We start from the raw sequence: 14,941 nt of genomic DNA, 5'->3' as shown, positions 1-14,941 counted from the left end.
ATATGATTAAAAGTAATAGACATGCTATTAAACCAATTAGGGTTATACCTTAAAATAAAAAGGTAATTCCTTACTTAAAAGAGCTTCAAAAACTAAATATTAGAGCATATTTAACTAAGGTTTACCAATAAATAAGCCTGAGTTTTTAATCAAAATTTAAAGATTAAATATCTTAATTTAGCAGTGTTACATAATTAAATAAACCCTTTCTCATGAGCTAATTGTAACAGGTCTCTATCCCCCTTACCTTCAACATTAAAAACATCTTTTAGTATTCGTTTTCTTCTTTCTAATGCGGCTATTGAAAGGGGTAAAACTTGTGGCAATTCGTTCATTTTAGTCCCATTAGATAGTTCATACAAAATCTTTCTGTCAATATTGTCAATAACAAAGTCATTTGCAGATTGTTTACGCAATATTTTCATTACAGTTTTACTGTAATAAGGTGGATCTAAAACAACTGTTTTTATGGTTTCGGTTAATATGTCTATAGTTAAATCTCCTTTAGTAACATAGGCCTCAGGATTAACATTTTTAAGAATACAAGAAATCATGTAACTATCATCATAGCTTGTAGATACAATTATTTTGATCTTTTTAAATTGCTTTCTAATTAATATGCCTAAATCTTCACCTCCCAATATTTTATTGTCTTGAGAAGCAGGCAGCCCTATATCTAAAAAAACAATATCAAAGGGTTTGTTTTTGGTTGCTTCATTGATTTTAAAAATAGCCATATCACAACTATGGGCTACATCGATATTAAATTTAAGGGTCTTATTTAACTTTGCTATAGTTTGTAAAGTTCTTTTATAAACATTTGTAATTAATGGATGATCATCAATTAGTAAAACTCTGTAGGGACTCATCATGTTAGAGAATATTAAATTAAAAAAATGTTATTTTTATCACAATCAATTTACTTCAATTTAGTTTAATCCCTCAAAAAAACTAAGTGTTAAATCACTTCTTTTATACATTTTTAATAAAAAAATTAACTTTTAAGTTTATTTGTTATAATAGGCATTAACTTAAATAGTTTTAATCAAATTTCATGTACTCATAGTATCTTAACAAACATAAAATATAGAAATGAAAAACCCCATACTATTTAACTGTAATTAGTGAAATGGATACTTCTATGAGTGAAACAGTATTTTTTGAAAGGAAAATCAACTTAACCCCAATACAGAAGTTTGAGACAATGTATTAATCATGGATTCTATATTATTAATATATGTTTTACTAAATGGTATATTTTTTAAACACTTTTTTAATGTACAATTTAAAGTACCATAATTAACTCTGTTAACATAGTTTTTATTGACAATATAACTTTTATGTATTCTTAAAAAATTTCTTGGTAATGTTAATTCAAAAGTTTTAAGTGTTTTAAAAGCACTTATGGTATGCCCGTTGTTCATATAAAAATCAGTAGTATTATTATCTGCTTTTAAAAACAAAATTTCATCCGTATTCAAATACTGATAATCTTTATAAGATTTTAGACAAATAGTTTTATTTATTTTATTTGGATGTTTTTTTTTAAACTTTAAAACAGCTTTTCTTATATCTAGGTCAGTTATTGGGTTTAATAAATAATCAAAAAAACCAGTTTTTATGGCATCATATGTTTTTTCTTTTGAAGATGAAATAGCAATAAACTCATAATCTTTTTTTAAATATTGCTCCACTTCATTAACAAAATTAAAAGGATTGTGTAATACGGTATCTAGATTCAAAAAGATTAAATCGGGCATGTTTTTAAGAATAAACTCAATAGGTTCTGGATGATCATAAGTGCAACCGATACAATTAAATTCAGGAAAATCACTAAGCACTTCTTTAATTTTATTTATAACAGTTTCTTCTGTTTCTATTATGAGATAATTCTTCAAGGTTTTGTAATTAAAAAATGAAAGCAATTATATTCATATTCCTACTATTGTCGCTAGGGTTTTACCATATTTAAACTAAGGGTTTTCCGTGGTTTATATTAAAAACAAAAAAATTGGGTTGTTGAAGACTTCATTGATCTTGATTAAAAGTCTTAAAGATCACTTGACGATTTACTATTAAAAATAATAACAATTCCAAACAAAAAACTGTCTTCTTAGACAATCTTTTGTGTATAATCAGATAAAATTTCCATACTGCGTACTAGAATTGAAAATCGAGATTAACATTAAAAAAGGTTTTTTTATAACAATCTCATTCTCAAATCAATGAATATTTTATTAAAAAAAACGATAAAATATTATTTTATTTAGAATCATTCTTAATAGATTTGCAGCAAATATATGTCTTATTTTTATTTATTCTAAATAAGAATAATGTTTTTTTAGTACAAAAATATATAACTATAAATGAATAAAAAATTCTCAATCGTCTTAGCTTTACTATTATCTTTTTCCTATTCTTTTACTCAAACTGGAAGTGTAAAAGGAAGCATTACTGACAACACACAAATGCCCTTATCCGGGGTTAATATTTTAATTAAAAATTCGATTAAAGGCGTACAATCGAATGAAAATGGAACATTTGAAATTTCTAACATTTCAAATGGCAATCATACACTTGTTATTTCTTATATAGGTTTTAAAACCAGAGAAATTTTATTCTCAATATCGAATAATCAAACAAATACATTGGGAACTATTATCCTTTATGAAGGAAATGAATTATTAAGCGAAGTCATCGTACAAGGCGAACGGAAAAATAAGTTTTCAAGAAAGAAAACAGCTTATGTATCTAAATTACCTTTAAAGGATTTAGAGAACTCACAGGTATACAGTACTGTTACTTCTGAATTGTTAGAATCTCAGGTAGTTACTAATTTTGATGATGGTATAAAGAATGCGACCGGAGTTAGTAAACTTTGGGAAGCCACTGGACGTGGTGGAGATGGCACTGGTTATTATACATTAAGAGGTTTTTCCATACAACCTAGTCTTATAGACGGAGTTCCTGGTTCAGTTTTTAGCTCTGTAGACCCCTCCTATATTGAGCGTATAGAAGTTTTAAAAGGACCATCTGCCACCTTGTTTGGTAGCACGGTTAATTCGCTTGGTGGATTAATAAACGTAGTGACTAAAAAACCTTTTGAAGGTTTTGGAGGGAGTGTGTCTTATACAGGAGGTTCTTTTGATTCTCATAGAGTTTCTGTTGACCTAAACACCCCTTTAGGCGATAAAAACAGTCCTTATTTTAGAATAAACAGCTCTTATCTTACCCAAGGTAGTTTTCAAGATGCTGGGTTTAGAAAAACATTTTTTATAGCACCATCATTATCATATAGAGTAAACAACCGTTTAAATATTTCTGCCGGAATTGAATTTTCTAAAACAAGGCAAACCAATCCTGCCATGCTCTTTGTAAGAAGAGGATATCCTATAAAAGGAACGACTCCTGCAGAATTTGGAATTAACCCTGAAGCTTCTTTTACCAATAATGATATTTATCTTGAGAATCCTGTTTTTAATACACGCTTAATAGCAGATTATAAAATATCAGACTCATGGACCTCTCAAACTATTTTTTCCAGTAGTAGTTATAAAAGTGAAGGATATTACTCTTATTTACTCGAAGGTGCCAGTAGATTCTTTTTAAGGCCCCTACCCGACCCAAGTGATCCAACCTATCCTTTTATAGTGGGTAGCAATCAATTTTTTGAAGGCTTATTAGAAAACGATTTAATTACCAGATTAATGATTAAGCAGGATAGTGGTCAGGAAAGCTTAAATGTTCAACAAAATTTTATTGGAGATTTTAAAATAGGAAACGTGAGAAACAGGTCTGTGATTGGTTTTGATTATGTAAAAAATGAAGCCTATGACAGGAATAAGGATAGTGATCCCAATACGGGGTTTCCTATTGTAAATGGTTTTTTCTTACCAGATGGAACACTTATTGACAATCCGTTGACTCAAGGAGAGATAGAAACAGCATACCCGCATAGCCCAACTTTTTTTGACCCCATATTTGAAAACTTACCTGCAAATGATATCGAAACAAAATCGCAAACCATGGCTATCTATGCTTCCGATGTCATCAATTTTTCGCCTGCTTTATCTATCATGTTGGGCTTACGTTTAGATTATTTTAATCAAGACGGAGAAAAATCGGTTAAAGAAGATGATTATACCAAAACATCTTTTTCTCCAAAATTTGGAGCTGTATACCAACCCATATTAAATAAAATGGCAGTGTTTGTAAATTATCAAACTGGCTTTATAAATGTGAACCCTAAAATTTCTGTTGATTTTAATACAGGTAATACCATTATAGAAACACTTCCTCCAACAAAATCGACACAGTACGAAATAGGTACTAAAACCAATTTTTTAAATGGAAAACTAAACATTGGTATAAGTTATTATAATATCACTGCAAAAGACAAGCGAGATACCGACCCTGTAAATGGATCAACAAGTATTAATATAGATGAGATTATAAGCCAGGGTATTGAACTCGAAGTAAACGCTAACCCTTTTGATGGGTTAAACCTTAGAATCGGTTATGCTTATAATGATAGTGAAATAACTAAAACAGTAGCAGAAGGGCTTCTGGGTAGAAGACCAATAGAATCTGGAGCCGAAAACACATATACGGTTTGGGGAGATTATAAATTTCAAGAAGACACGTTTTTAAAAAATATGGGGATTGGTGCTGGTTTAAATGGCGCGTCTGAATATTTTACCATAAACAATAGTACTTCTGGTCAATTTAAATTACCAAGCTATACCATTTATAACGCTTCAATATATTATGATACACCAAAATTCAGAATTGGTATAAAAGCTAATAATATAACAGATGAAGTTTACTATAAAGGTTGGAGCACCTTAGTTGCTCAACAACCGAGAGCATTTTTAGCAAATGCTGTTTATAAATTTTAATGTTAATCAATTTTTATAGTTAGTAGTTAGAATTAGTTATTTAGTTAAGTTGAAGCAACTCTAAAAGTATTTTTAGAGTTGCTTATTTTAAAAAATATGATATGATAACAAGCAGTATACTCTTCATTTTTTTGGGAAGTTTTTTTCTGTACACGGCATCAGAAAAAGCAGTAGTAAGCCATAATTTAAGAATAGAAAAGTGGATACATTCTAAGCTTAAAATTTCAAAGGTTATAGGGCTTGTATCTTTCTTTCTAGCATTAATAATGGCTATAATATCTTTTGGTCTAACATCTGGAATATTGTTTTGGTTGCTATCATTGGTTTTAATTTTAGGGCTAATTGTTATCATGTCTCCTTTAAAAAAAGGACTCTACAAGTCTGTTTCTGTTTTACTTTTCATTTTATTAATACTCGAATTATATTATTAAACTATGCCGGCAAATCTTAAATATTTAAATAAATCACCGTGGCAACAATTCGCCAAAATTTCAGCAGGTTTGTTAGGTGGTTATATTATTACAGCGCTTTCCCATATGTCCTTAGCCCTTTGGTTACCATACCCACAGGGCATTTTAATTAGCTTTATATTCACTTTTTTTATTGTTTGGTGCGCCTTATTAATTATTCCATTTTTATTCAATAATGGGTGGAAAGCCTGGTTGTTATATTCAGGTATTATAACTGTCCTTTTGGGAATCTACATTTTAGGAAATCAAAACAATCCCTTTATATAATGAGCAAAAGAAATTATAACGTATTCTTTAACATGCATACCGTTAGCGGCATCGTAATTAGTGTTGCTCTGTATATCATCTTTTTTGCAGGGGCTTTCGCTTTGTTAAAAGATGAAATAACTGCTTGGGAAGATGGTAAGCCCATACACCATATTGAAAGAAAAGACATTGATTTCGACCGTATTTTAGAAGCGTTAGATAATAATCATGAATTAACAGGTAGAGATTTACAATTAAATTTAGGAGAAGAAAGCGATAAGATCAGCATTTCAATGAGTCCTAGTAAAGACACTTTGGCCACTGAAAAAGCAAAGCAAGGACACTTTCTTTATGCTGATATAAATACGGTTGACACAAAAACATATCCAGAACAATATTCTTTAGGCGAGTTTTTATATCGTCTACACTTTTTTGCACAACTACCCACATTAGGTATGTATCTTTCTGGTTTTGTGGCCTTATTTTTCTTATTTGCTCTGGTAACAGGTGTTGTTGTCCATTGGAAAAAAATTATTCCCAACTTTTATGCTTTCGATCCGCGAAAGACTTTAAAAAGGGTTTGGACTGATGCCCATACCGCTCTTGGGATCATTGGTCTACCTTTTCAGTTCATTTTTGCCGTCACAGGTGCTTATTTTTGTTTAAGTATTTTAGTATTGATCCCGGCTAATACTTTATATAATAATAACCAAGACAAATTAATGGAGGATTTACGTCCAGAACGTAAAAATTACGAATGGATTACTACAAGCCAAAAAGAAATTCCTAGTTTTAATGAATTTGCAAAAAAAACAGCAACACACTGGGATAACTTCCACTTAACAAGAGCGTACATTAAAAACTATGGCGGCACCAATATGAAATATATTATAGCTGGTGAACTTGAAGATAGTGAGCGTTTTATAAGTATCGGCCGTATTGTCTTTGATGCCCATACTGGAAACATATTGAAAAAAAAGAGTCCTTATGAAGGTGTTTATACAGAAGATGTACAACGGGTTATCGGGCGTCTACATTTTGCAGATTTTGGAGGAATCCCTTTAAGAATGATCTATTTTATTTTAGCACTCGTCACCTGTTTTGTTATTATCACTGGGGTTTTAATATGGATCGAAGCTCGTAACAAAAAAAGTATGGCTATTAACCAAAGACTGTACACAGCTAAAGTTGGTCATATCTATTTAGCCATTTGTCTATCTATGCTTCCGGTAACTGCACTGGCTTTTTTATTTGTAAAATTTTCAAACGACTATTTTGACGATAAGCAAACTGCTATTTATTGGTTTTATTTCATTACTTGGTTGATTGCTATTCTATTTTTCAGATTTAAAAGAGATAATTACTTTACCAATAAGTACTGTTTATTATCAGGTGCTATTTTGGGTTATTTAGTCCCTGTTACTAATGGATTTATTTCAGGAAATTGGTTTTGGGTCACCATTTCACAACATCAATTTGATATTTTATTAATAGATGCTTTATGGGTGATAATTGCCTCCTTCTCCCTACTCTTCTATTTTAAAATTCAGCCAAAAAACAACATGCAAAGTGCCTTTAATAAAAACCCTATAGATTATAAAAACATTAAAGCCTTAAAAGCGGAAGAGGCACAAGTAATAGAAAAAAAAGACACTCATTTAAAAGTAAAAAATAACGATAAAAACCATCTACCAATGCGAACAAAAATTATTACATTATGGTTACTTGTCATCTTCGGATTTGTATTTCATCATATTTACGGTTTAGCAACTGTATTTTTTAAAGAATCAGTATTCATTGAGGGTTCAACAGGAGAAACACCCTTTTGGGCACATCAATGGCGGATTTTAATGGAAGGATTAGCCTTTTTATTTGCTGTTCTTACAGTACAAGTGTCTAAATACTGGTTTCGATGGGCTTCCTTTATCTGGGGAATCATAGTAGCATTATTTAATACATATCATGTTATTGAAGCCATTATGCATGAAGCTAATAATTACTCTGAAATTTTTATTTTGTTATTAATGGCTATGGCAAGTGTCTTTTTAGTAATAAATCTAAACAAATGGAAAAATGAGGCCATTGCTTAAAATTAAATAAGAAATCGAACAAAACTAAGCGTTTCTTATAATGATAAACCAATTAGCTTCAGAAGTAAAATTTATTGAAAGAAAAGAATAATATTGATTGGATATACATCGTTTAAAGTGTATACAAAAATAGAACTTTGAGATAAAACGCACATATGATCACTTCTTATACTTCCCCTTCAGAAATTACTCTACAACACAGAATAACGGAACACGTATTCAATCGTTTTGGAATCGATTCTAGTAATACCAATCAAATTATTGAAAATACGACATTAACTGAAATAAACCCTGATTTTTTGGTTGATGTCCTCAATGTATTTTGTAATTATGAAGATGTAGATATTAATTTATTTTCCAAATATCCGGTTCCTGTGATTGTAGATTACTTAACACGTTCTCATAAGTATTATATGGAAAAGATATTGCCGGAAATTGGACAGAGCATCGCTATTTTACTTAGTAATTATCCTAAATCTCACCCACTATTAGAAATTTTATATAAATTTTATTTTAAATATAAAGTTGATTTACAAGAACATTTTAATGAAGAAGAAGAAACATTGTTTTTGTACGCAAATAGTCTATACAAAGCTATATTCTTCAAAAAAGAAATTTCTTTTTTTATAGAATTTCTACAGAAAAACTCTATTGATGACTTTGTAGAAGAGCATTCCGACACTGTTGAAAACCTATCAGATATAATGAATGTTCTTTTGCAATATGAACCACCAAAAACCAATAAATCTTCTTTTAGAATATTACTTGAAAAATTAAAAAACTTCGAGTATGACTTAAATATTCACGCATTTATTGAAGATAAAGTGTTAATAACAAAACTTTATGATTTAGAACAAAATATAAAGCTAGAAGTTAATAATTAAACAAATCAAAAACCATAAAGTAAATAGCCCTGAATATTAAAATTCAGGGCTATTTCGTAAATTATAGAGAAAAAAGGACAACTAATAACTACCTCTATAAAATACAATATGTTACACAATGCCAAATAAATTCGTAAGCCTTGCCTTTATATTCATCAGGCACTTCTTCCTTAGTTGTCGTTTCGATAATATATTTTGTCTTCCATGGCAATTTGAAAGATACCAATCCATTATCATCAGTTTCTAAAGTTTTTGACCACTGATCTGACACATAAATTTTCACTTCATTTTTTACTAATGGTTTCTCTTTGTATAATACTTGAAGCTTTATTTCTTTTTTGTTTTCAGAAATGTCTTTTACCGTAATTCCTTTATTATTTAACGCTTTTGTTTTTCCTCTTGTATTTCCAACATTTACTTTAGCTACTGCATGATAATGTGTTTTAAAAATACCAAAGTCGTATTTTGTATAATCAATAACGTCGATTTTATCATTATTCAAAATAATAGTATGAATCCCTTTTGAAGCAGGTGTAAAAGTTCCTAAATAGTAATCTTCAGTTGAGGTTACTTTTATTTGTGTCTTATTGCCGGCAACATCAACTACCCAAAGTTTAAAATCTTTTACTTTTGGAAATGCTTCACCATTTACTTTTTCAATGACTCCATAGGTATACTCTCCAAAATAAACCTTTACCTCTTGTTCTTTACCTATAGCCCCATTAGGATTGGTTTCGATCCATAAATAATGTGCAAAAGTTTGTGTTGTTGCCAACACTATTAATGCGAATGTTAAAATTGATTTTTTCATTTTTTTTCTTTGTTTTAAAATTGGAAAAACAGCCTTCCTGTTTGTATAAGAAGGCTGTAAAAATTAAACTAACTAATTATATTTCAATTAACTCAATTATGAAATATGCCTTAAAACTTGTAGGTTAATGTTATTTTACCATTAATTCCAGGTTCAGATTGCCAGTATAAATAGCTGCCATAATTAGCACCGGAATACAAATACTCATCTAAAATATTATTAAGATTTACTTGTATTCTAAAAGCATCATTTTGCCATGATAGCCCACCATCCAATCTAAAATAATCTGGCAAGTCAGTTTCATTATCTGCTCCCCAAGCCCAACTAGAACGATCTACTTGATATTGGTAACCTAGTGATAGCCCTAGTCCTTTTAATTTTGATTGAGAAACAAAATTATAATTTAACCAACCGTTTGTAATATGTTTTGCATGCCCTGCTATTCTATTTCCAACATTATCCGGGTTAATATCTTTTGTAACTTCTACATTAGTATTTGCATAATTTAATACGACATTTAATTCTGGAGTGATTTCTCCCTGAAGATCAAATTCAATTCCTTTAGATTGTACTTCACCTAACTCTAAAACATACCTATTATCTCCGGGATCTGTAAATGCAATATTTTCTTTTGTTATTTGATAAACTCCCAACGCTGCCTTTAAACGCCCATCAAAAAAGATTTTCTTAATCCCCCCTTCAACATCTATTGCTTCAACAGGGTTAACTGGCTTTTCATTGCTTGTCCTTCCATTTTGTGGTAAAAATGATTGATCATATAAAGCATATACCTTCAATGAAGGCAAAACATCAGCACTTACACCAACTCTAGGTGTAAACTCGGCATCATTTTCATTTTTCCCTACTGTAGATAAATTGGTGTACCTACCTGCAAGTGTTAATCTTATTTTATCGTTGGCAAAACCTATTTCATCCTGTAAGTAAACAGATCGGTTTACAAAACCATTATATGGCGTTCCACCATTTCTATTTCTAATATCAGAAGTATCAAAGCTTGGTATTTCCGTATTACCATATATTGGATTATAAATATTAAAGGGCGTGCTAGAGTCTACCACAAAAGGTGCCTGTGTAAAATCTGCCCAATAATTTTTATCTGTATAATCAAAACCAGCTAATATGGTGTGACTGATACTTCCTGTATTAAATTTACCGTTAACATAGGTTTGGAAATATTTACCTAAAGACAAAGCATCCCAATCATATATAAAACGTGTAGCATCACCTGTCTCGGTAATACTTGCCCAAGCAGAATTACCATCTTGTTCATATCTTAAATAAGCAAATTGAGTTTCAAAGCTCCAATATTTAGAAAATTCATGCTTAAAATTTGTAAATGATGTAAATTGATTAATATCAGTTTCCGGGTAATTCGTATCTAAGAATTTAAAATCTCTATCTAAGCTTCCATAACCATCGGCTACCGGAGCAAATACATATGCGGAACCTATAAGACTTTCTGCCTTTTCTATATTTGCTTCCGTCGTTAAAGATGTTTTCTCTGAAAAGTTATATGTTATTCCTGGAGCTATAGCAAAACGTTCAACATCTTCACCTCCCCTGTGTGAATCGTTTGTTTGGTACATGGCATTAAAGCGGTATAATAATTTTCCGTTTTCTGTTAATTTACCTCCGAGATCCAAAGCGCCTCTATAAAAATCGAAACTACCAGTCGTAAGAGATATATTAGCTATTTTATTTGCTACTGGTTTTTTAGTAACCACATTATAGAATCCACCGGGCTCACCAGCAGAAAGCATAAAACCTGAAGGCCCTTTTACAAACTCAACGCTTTCTACAAGACTCATGTCTTCAGATAATGGTCCCCAGGTATCAGATACATTAAAACCATTTCTAAAAGCTGGCAATCTAAAACCTCTCATATTTATACGCGCAAAATGTCCCCAGTGCTCTAACATGGTTACACCGCTTACGTTTCTTATGACACCATCCATCATGCTGGTTACTTGTTGATCAACAAGTAAATCATTGTTTATTATCTGAACATTTTGTGGAAGATTTACTATTTCCGTTTTTAAACGAAGAGATCTTGATGGTGTTTTTGCACTGTACTTATTTTTTTTATGGCCCTCAACAAGAATTTCATCTAACTTTTCTTCTCCTTTCAATAAAGTAATCGTTGGAACATTTGTCGTTTGATTGCTTTTGACTAATACCAAAACTTCTTCAGATTTATAGCCAACAAAAGTAACTTTAAGTGTATAGTTACCAGATTTTATATTTTCAATTAAATAATCGCCAAAACTATTTGTCATAGTTCCTGTACCTGTTTTTTTAATTGAAATATTAGCATTTGCAATCTCGTAACCTTGTCTTGAAATAACCTTTCCTTTAATTTTTCCACGCTGCCCATATACAAATGTTGCTGAAAAAATAATTGTTAGTAGTAATAGTAATTTTTTAATCATTATTTTTGTTATTTATATTTAGTCTAAATAAATTTAATACAAAAATAGAATGGTTTTTCTATAAACAAATGACGTGATTTGAAGAAAAAAAGACGTGATACAGAAAATTATGAACTTATAGATTTAATAGCATTAAAAACAAGTTTAAAAGAACATATATCTGAAGAGATCCATAAAATTGAAGAAGAGGGACTTACAAAAATTGAACGTCATATAGTGCCAAAATATGGTAAAGGAATGATTATAGAATTTCATTTTAATAATGTTGTAATTTCTATAAGCAGATATAGGCTAAACCACGATTTTAAGATTTATAATCAAGGAGAAAAGAATAAACTACAATTATCCTTTCTACTGGAAGGTGAAAAAATAATAGGCTTAAACAATACAATTGAAGAACTTCTTTATGAAAGCCAAGAATGCTACACGGCATATATTAAAACCTATGCTGGATACAATAAAATATCTGGAGGTAAACCATTTAAAGAAATCAAAATTACTTTATCAGAATCGTTTCTAAGGCAACATGGAATAAGTAAGGAAATTGAGTTTAAAAAATTAACCGATAATAATTTAATTATCCCAATAACAAACGATCTATTTTCAGTTTTATCAGATTTGGAAACAAAAAAAATAAAAGGGATTTCACGAAAAATATATTTAGAAGCTAAAGTATTGGAAATACTAGCTATCCAAATTAATAATTATAAAAATATAAATATTGATGGTTTAAGTGTCCAACATAATAAACATTTAAAAAAACTCTATAATCTTAAACAATTTTTAAAGAATAATTTAGATAAAAATTACTCAATGAATCAATTAGTAAAACAAGTAGGGTTGAATGAAAGTGTACTACGAAGTGAATTTAAAAGAGTATTCGAATCTACCATTTCTAAATATTTTGTTGAAGAAAAAATGATTAGAGCTAAATATCTGTTAGAAAATACAGAATTACCAATATATGAAATCGCTGAGAGTGTTGGATATAAAAATGCAACACATTTTAGTGCTGCTTTTAAAAGGTTTTATAATGAAAGACCAAAGGAGTTTAGAGTTAAGATTTAAGCTAATGTCTTTTCTTTGGTAGTATGTCTTTAAGGATTATCTATCTATTTATTTGTTCATTAATTTTTTTTCTTAAAATAAAACCAATAAGTTAAAATATAACTGCTTTAAATAAGCAAAGTAAGAACAATCAACCTCAGAGAAGCAGGTTATAATAAAATTACCTTTTGCAATTCTCATAGGTTATTATTCCCATATATAAATGTTTTAATTTTAAACTATCATAATTAATCTTTGGGTATGCATCATCTAATTCTTTAACAGGAGTATTTATGTTAATGTTTTTAATAGCATAGTGAGTTTTATGATAAAGGTGATTTTTTTTAATAGGATCTCGTATTCCTCTAACCCAACTCGTATCTATATCTATTAAATTATTTACTATACTATCAGAAAGTATTTCTTTTATAACACTAATTGGATCATAAGCATATTGTGCTTTATAAGCTGACACTTCATCGAATAGGTCTATAGCAAAAGGTTTTTCGCTATTCTTAGTGAAGGCAATACCTCCTTTGAGAAATTGATATGCATGGGTCATCTCATGTACAAAATTAGGAATATTATTCCTTATATAGTTAATCGATACTACATTTTCATTTTGATCATAAGTTAAATTACCAGAAGAAGAATCTATAGGGTTTAATTTAAATTTACAAACAGATGACTCTAAAATATCAAAATTAATTATTGTTTTTTCTAGAATACCTATTCTTTTTTCATATTCGTTTATTCTTTTTTCATATTTGTCTTTAATTGTATCTTGTAATTTATTTCTGTCAATTATTCTTTGTAATTGTTTTTTATTATCAGTAATTTTCGTCAGCCTACCTTTAACACTATCTTTATATTCTTGAAATTTTATTAAATCTCTAGTAACTATACTATTTCTTATAGACATGGGATTATAATTCTTAAAATATCTACTATCTGGCTTTCTAAAAGCAAATACATTTAAACTTTCTCCTACATCTTCTGTTTCCTTAATGGTCTTTAATATAAAAACTATTCCAATGATTATGGTTATAGTTCCTAAAATTACTAGAATTTTCTGGTTATAATTTTTGATTTTTTCTATTTTCATATCTTTCTTTATTTAGAAATAATTAAACCTAACAATTCCATACCATAAATGAAAATAACGCTATCATAAATTGATAGGTTTTTATCTTAAAAAGAAAATAAAGTAGATAAGGGTAATAATTTTTAATCAAATTTTTAATGAAAAAACATTAAGTTTATGTCTTGAAAATTTCAATAAAAATGGTCAAATGTAATTAAGAAAAAAAACAACAAACACTTGACTAACAATATTTTACCAAAGATCACTCATAAAAATTACCTTATACGGATTAAAACTTATCTTAGATGGATTAAACTTACCTCTGATGGATTAAAACTTGTCTTAAAAGGATTTTATACAAAAAATAGATATGTTCAATTTTCTTTTGAATTGTTTCTTAAAACCTCATACTTCCTCTAGAATTGCAACTTAAAAAGGAACCCTTCAATTCCCCCTCTTCATCTAAATATTTCAAACTAATAACTAATGTTCATTCAAAAAAGGTAGTTTAAATCCAAAATTTTAAATAAGTTTGTACAGTAAACTTTAGGGGTGTTCCTTTTTGGAACTGAGAGAGTCCCTTTGAACCTGATATGGTTAGTACCAACGAAGGAAAAAGTTAGAAATGTATCTTATATGCATTTACATACTTCTTATTTAAGTACACATTATTTATAATGGCTGTGCTTCTATTTCAAAGTACTTTGTCTCTACCTTTTTTAGTTATAAAAAACTATTAAAATTGTATTATTTATGATTAAAATATCGGTAAATGAGACGGTATTAGAGGTTGAAGAAAGCACCACTATTTCTAAACTACTTACTAAAATCAAGTCGCCTTCAGAAGGTATTGCTTTTGCTATTAACAATAAAATTATAGCAAAAGAACGATGGGACTCACACGACTTCAATTCAAATGATCAGGTTTTAATTATTCAAGCAACTCAGGGTGGTTAATTCT

General features: G+C 29.4%; 12 protein-coding genes and 1 riboswitch. Of the genes, 6 read left to right on the top strand and 6 right to left on the bottom strand.

Annotated features, from left to right (window positions below; genetic code table 11):
- Positions 1–194 precede the first annotated feature (194 nt).
- Positions 195–872, bottom strand: a complete 678-nt coding sequence (locus Q4Q47_RS21175) for a response regulator transcription factor (protein ID WP_303308727.1) — start codon at positions 870–872, stop codon at positions 195–197.
- Between the two features lie 300 nt (positions 873–1,172).
- Positions 1,173–1,898 (bottom strand): LytR/AlgR family response regulator transcription factor, encoded by a 726-nt coding sequence (locus tag Q4Q47_RS21170; RefSeq protein WP_303308726.1) that lies wholly within the window; start codon positions 1,896–1,898, stop codon positions 1,173–1,175.
- 468 nt (positions 1,899–2,366) lie between these two features.
- Here Q4Q47_RS21170 and Q4Q47_RS21165 point away from each other — a divergent pair, with 468 nt between their 5' ends.
- On the top strand, positions 2,367–4,898 hold the full coding sequence (locus tag Q4Q47_RS21165) for a TonB-dependent receptor (protein WP_303308725.1): 2,532 nt from the start codon (positions 2,367–2,369) through the stop codon (positions 4,896–4,898).
- An 82-nt stretch (positions 4,899–4,980) separates the two neighbouring features.
- Here the strand turns inward: Q4Q47_RS21165 and Q4Q47_RS21160 are convergent, their stop codons facing one another.
- On the bottom strand, positions 4,981–5,250 hold the full coding sequence (locus Q4Q47_RS21160) for a hypothetical protein (protein WP_303308724.1): 270 nt from the start codon (positions 5,248–5,250) through the stop codon (positions 4,981–4,983).
- An 82-nt stretch (positions 5,251–5,332) separates the two neighbouring features.
- Between Q4Q47_RS21160 and Q4Q47_RS21155 the strand changes: the two genes are divergently transcribed.
- From Q4Q47_RS21155 to Q4Q47_RS21145, 3 genes are all read left to right on the top strand, one after another.
- Complete coding sequence (locus tag Q4Q47_RS21155) at positions 5,333–5,635, top strand: hypothetical protein (RefSeq protein ID WP_303308723.1); 303 nt, start codon at positions 5,333–5,335, stop codon at positions 5,633–5,635.
- Positions 5,635–7,704, top strand: a complete 2,070-nt coding sequence (locus Q4Q47_RS21150) for a PepSY-associated TM helix domain-containing protein (RefSeq protein WP_303308722.1) — start codon at positions 5,635–5,637, stop codon at positions 7,702–7,704. The genes Q4Q47_RS21155 and Q4Q47_RS21150 overlap by 1 nt, the downstream gene beginning before the upstream one ends.
- A gap of 155 nt (positions 7,705–7,859) precedes the next feature.
- Positions 7,860–8,588 (top strand): hypothetical protein, encoded by a 729-nt coding sequence (locus tag Q4Q47_RS21145; RefSeq protein ID WP_303308721.1) that lies wholly within the window; start codon positions 7,860–7,862, stop codon positions 8,586–8,588.
- A 94-nt stretch (positions 8,589–8,682) separates the two neighbouring features.
- On the opposite strand, the gene Q4Q47_RS21140 is transcribed toward Q4Q47_RS21145, so the two are convergent.
- Complete coding sequence (locus Q4Q47_RS21140; RefSeq protein WP_303308720.1) at positions 8,683–9,399, bottom strand: DUF4198 domain-containing protein; 717 nt, start codon at positions 9,397–9,399, stop codon at positions 8,683–8,685.
- A gap of 110 nt (positions 9,400–9,509) precedes the next feature.
- Complete coding sequence (locus tag Q4Q47_RS21135; protein WP_303308719.1) at positions 9,510–11,849, bottom strand: TonB-dependent receptor; 2,340 nt, start codon at positions 11,847–11,849, stop codon at positions 9,510–9,512.
- A gap of 78 nt (positions 11,850–11,927) precedes the next feature.
- Here Q4Q47_RS21135 and Q4Q47_RS21130 point away from each other — a divergent pair, with 78 nt between their 5' ends.
- The gene (locus Q4Q47_RS21130; protein WP_303308718.1) at positions 11,928–12,917 is read left to right on the top strand and encodes an AraC family transcriptional regulator; all 990 of its coding nucleotides are present in this window, start codon (positions 11,928–11,930) and stop codon (positions 12,915–12,917) included.
- 160 nt (positions 12,918–13,077) lie between these two features.
- Here Q4Q47_RS21130 and Q4Q47_RS21125 read toward each other — a convergent pair whose 3' ends face one another.
- Complete coding sequence (locus Q4Q47_RS21125; protein ID WP_303308717.1) at positions 13,078–14,001, bottom strand: hypothetical protein; 924 nt, start codon at positions 13,999–14,001, stop codon at positions 13,078–13,080.
- 517 nt (positions 14,002–14,518) lie between these two features.
- Positions 14,519–14,612, top strand: a riboswitch (TPP riboswitch).
- A gap of 121 nt (positions 14,613–14,733) precedes the next feature.
- On the opposite strand from Q4Q47_RS21125, the gene thiS reads away from it, so the two are divergent.
- Positions 14,734–14,937: a sulfur carrier protein ThiS gene (gene thiS / locus Q4Q47_RS21120; RefSeq protein WP_303308716.1), complete on the top strand. Its 204-nt coding sequence runs from the start codon at positions 14,734–14,736 to the stop codon at positions 14,935–14,937.
- Positions 14,938–14,941 lie beyond the last annotated feature (4 nt).

It is taken from the genome of Flavivirga spongiicola, assembly GCF_030540825.1.
GTDB classification, from domain to species: Bacteria; Bacteroidota; Bacteroidia; order Flavobacteriales; family Flavobacteriaceae; genus Flavivirga; species Flavivirga spongiicola.
The sequence above is the reverse complement of the archived record's forward strand: the minus strand, read 5'-3'. Positions and strand labels throughout refer to the sequence as shown.

Excerpts from the sequence above, each read along its gene's own strand:
- Q4Q47_RS21175 (WP_303308727.1), bottom strand. The coding sequence starts at position 872 with ATGATGAGTCCCTACAGAGTTTTACTAATTGATGATCATCCATTAATT.
- Q4Q47_RS21165 (WP_303308725.1), top strand. The coding sequence starts at position 2,367 with ATGAATAAAAAATTCTCAATCGTCTTAGCTTTACTATTATCTTTTTCC.
- Q4Q47_RS21160 (WP_303308724.1), bottom strand. The coding sequence starts at position 5,250 with ATGATAACAATTAGCCCTAAAATTAAAACCAATGATAGCAACCAAAAC.
- Q4Q47_RS21155 (WP_303308723.1), top strand. The coding sequence starts at position 5,333 with ATGCCGGCAAATCTTAAATATTTAAATAAATCACCGTGGCAACAATTC.
- Q4Q47_RS21150 (WP_303308722.1), top strand. The coding sequence starts at position 5,635 with ATGAGCAAAAGAAATTATAACGTATTCTTTAACATGCATACCGTTAGC.
- Q4Q47_RS21145 (WP_303308721.1), top strand. The coding sequence starts at position 7,860 with ATGATCACTTCTTATACTTCCCCTTCAGAAATTACTCTACAACACAGA.
- Q4Q47_RS21140 (WP_303308720.1), bottom strand. The coding sequence starts at position 9,399 with ATGAAAAAATCAATTTTAACATTCGCATTAATAGTGTTGGCAACAACA.
- Q4Q47_RS21135 (WP_303308719.1), bottom strand. The coding sequence starts at position 11,849 with ATGATTAAAAAATTACTATTACTACTAACAATTATTTTTTCAGCAACA.
- Q4Q47_RS21125 (WP_303308717.1), bottom strand. The coding sequence starts at position 14,001 with ATGAAAATAGAAAAAATCAAAAATTATAACCAGAAAATTCTAGTAATT.
- thiS (WP_303308716.1), top strand. The coding sequence starts at position 14,734 with ATGATTAAAATATCGGTAAATGAGACGGTATTAGAGGTTGAAGAAAGC.